Annotated in this window: 3 protein-coding genes; all 3 read left to right on the forward strand. The window is 68.0% G+C overall.

What is annotated here, in order from left to right; genetic code table 11:
• Nucleotides 1–1,100, forward strand: a 1,100-nt coding sequence (dnaA, locus tag PKE44_RS18030; RefSeq protein WP_324554014.1) for a chromosomal replication initiator protein DnaA, incomplete at its 5' end; no start/stop codon positions are given.
• 230 nt (nt 1,101–1,330) lie between these two features.
• Nucleotides 1,331–2,428, forward strand: coding sequence for a DNA polymerase III subunit beta (gene dnaN / locus PKE44_RS18035; protein WP_324554015.1), 1,098 nt, complete (start codon nt 1,331–1,333; stop codon nt 2,426–2,428).
• Nucleotides 2,429–2,447: 19 nt separating this feature from the next.
• Nucleotides 2,448–2,645: AAA family ATPase (locus PKE44_RS18040; protein ID WP_324554016.1), on the forward strand; the 198-nt coding region annotated here is incomplete at its 3' end.

The raw sequence follows: 2,645 nt of genomic DNA on the forward strand, positions 1-2,645 counted from the left end.
GCCCGCGCCCGGCTCCCGCGCTCGCGCCGATGCCGTTCGCCGCCGCGCCCGAGCCGCCGCCGCCGGCTGCCGAGCAGGCGCAGAGCAACCTGAACCCGAACTTCACCTTCGACAGCTTCGTCGCCGGCAAGTCGAACCAGCTCGCGCGCGCCGCCTGCCAGCAGGTCGCCCAGAACCCCGGCAAGGCCTACAACCCGCTGTTCATCTACGGCGGCACCGGGCTGGGCAAGACGCACCTGATGCACGCGGTCGGCAACCAGCTGCGCCGCCAGAACCCGTCGGCGCGCATCGTCTACCTGCACTCCGAGCACTTCGTCGCCGACATGGTGCGTGCGCTGCAGCACGACCGCATCGACGAGTTCAAGCGCTTCTACCGCTCGCTCGACGCGCTGCTGATCGACGACATCCAGTTCTTCGCCGGCAAGGAGCGCTCGCAGGAGGAGTTCTTCCACACCTTCAACGCGCTGCTCGAAGGCAACCAGCAGGTGATCCTGACCTGCGACCGCTACTTCAAGGAGGTCAACGGTCTGGAGGACCGCCTGAAGTCGCGCTGCGGCTGGGGCCTGACCGTGGTCGTCGAGCCGCCGGAGCTGGAGACGCGCGTCGCGATCCTGATGAGCAAGGCCGTGCAGGCGCAGATCGTGCTGCCGCACGAGGCGGCGTTCTTCATCGCCAAGCACATCCGCTCCAACGTCCGCGAGCTCGAAGGCGCGCTGCTGCGCGTCAACGCCAACGCGCAGTTCACCGGCCGGCCGGTGACGCTGGAGCTCTGCCGCGAGGCGCTGCACGACGTGATCTCGCTGCACGACAAGCTGGTCACGATCGACAACATCCAGAAGACGGTCGCCGAGTACTACAAGCTGCGCGTCGCCGACCTGAACTCGCCCTCGCGCAACCGCTCGATCGCCCGCCCGCGCCAGCTGGCGATGGCCCTGGCCAAGGAACTGACCAACCACAGCCTGCCCGAGATCGGCAACGCCTTCGGCGGGCGCGACCACACGACCGTCCTGCACGCGGTGCGCAAGATCGCCGAGCTGCGCGAGGCCGACACCCGCATCCGCGAGGACTTCAATAACCTGTTGGCAACCCTGTCCACATGAGCCTGAACAAGCTGTGGATGGATCCGGGAAAACCCGGCCTGTGGACAAACCCCGGTTTCATCCACAGGAAACCCGCGATCGAGCGCAACTATCGTCCACCGGTTTTGCACCGATAGTTTCCTTCATCGTCCTGATCGACAAGGGCTTTCCGGATTCATCCACAGCGCGGACGCCACACAGCAACAACAAGTCTTTTATATAAAGGACACAGGATCAGAAGAGGTTCGCCGATGAAGCTCGTGACGCCCCGTGAATCGCTGCTGAAGCCGCTCGCCGCCGTGATCGGTGTCGTCGAACGCCGCCAGACACTGCCCGTGCTCGCGAACGTGCTGATGCAGGCCCGTGACGGCCAGCTGACGCTGACCGCCACGGATCTGGAAGTGGAACTGGTCGCCCAGGCCGGACTGCCGGCCGACGACGGCGAGATCACGCTGCCGGCGCGCAAGCTGCACGACATCCTGAAGAGCCTGCCGGACGAGGCCGAGGTGACGCTCGCCGTCGACGGCGAGCGCGCACTGCTGAAGTCCGGCCGCAGCCGCTTCCAGCTCGCGACGCTGCCGGCGCACGACTTCCCGAACACCGAGGACATCCCCTTCGAGGCCGAGCTGCCGATCGCGCAGGGTGCGCTGAAGCGGCTGATCGAGCGCACGCAGTTCGCGATGGCGCAGCAGGACGTGCGCTTCTACCTGAACGGCCTGCTGCTCGACTGGACCGGCAGCGAACTGCGCGCGGTCGCCACCGACGGTCACCGGCTGGCGCTCTGCACGCTGGCGGTCGAAGGCGTGAGCGCCGCGCCGCTGCAGGTGATCCTGCCGCGCAAGGGCGTGCAGGAACTCGGCCGGCTGCTCGGCGACGGCGAGACGCCGGCCGTGCTGCGCATCGGCACCAACCACGCGCAGGTCGTGCTCGGCGACATCCGCTTCACGACGAAGCTGATCGACGGCAAGTTCCCGGACTACGAGCGCGTGCTGCCGCGCGTCGGCTCGCGCGCGATCCTCGCCGACCGGCTGGTGCTGCGCACGGCGCTGACCCGCGCCGCGATCCTGTCGAACGAGAAGTACCGCGGCGTGCGCCTGCAGGCCGGCGACTGGCTGCTGAAGGTGCAGGCGCACAACCCCGAGCAGGAGGAGGCCGAGGAGGAAGTCGAGGTCAACTACAGCGGCGAGGCCTTCGAGATCGGCTTCAACGTCGCCTACCTGCTCGATGCGCTCGGCGCGCTGCCCGGCGAGCTGGTCAAGCTCGCGTTCACCGATTCCAGTTCGAGCTGCCTGATCCAGGATCCCGAGAGCGACAGCGCGCGCTACGTGATCATGCCGATGCGGCTCTGACCGCCGGCCACGCCGGAACATGCTCGCGCGCCTGGAGATCGCCGACTTTCGCAATCTCGCGGCCGTGCGCCTCGACTGCGCCCCCGGCCTGAACCTGATCAGCGGCGACAACGCCGCCGGCAAGACCAGCCTGCTCGAAGCCGTCTACCTGCTCGGACGCGCGCGCTCGTTCCGCACGCAGCGTCCGGCCGAGCTGATCCGGCGCGGGGCCGCGCAC

The organism is Plasticicumulans sp., assembly GCF_035331805.1.
Taxonomy (GTDB): Bacteria; Pseudomonadota; Gammaproteobacteria; order Competibacterales; family Competibacteraceae; genus Plasticicumulans.

Bases quoted from the DNA above. Each gene is read 5' to 3' on its own strand.
- dnaN (WP_324554015.1), top strand. From the start codon at position 1,331: ATGAAGCTCGTGACGCCCCGTGAATCGCTGCTGAAGCCGCTCGCCGCC.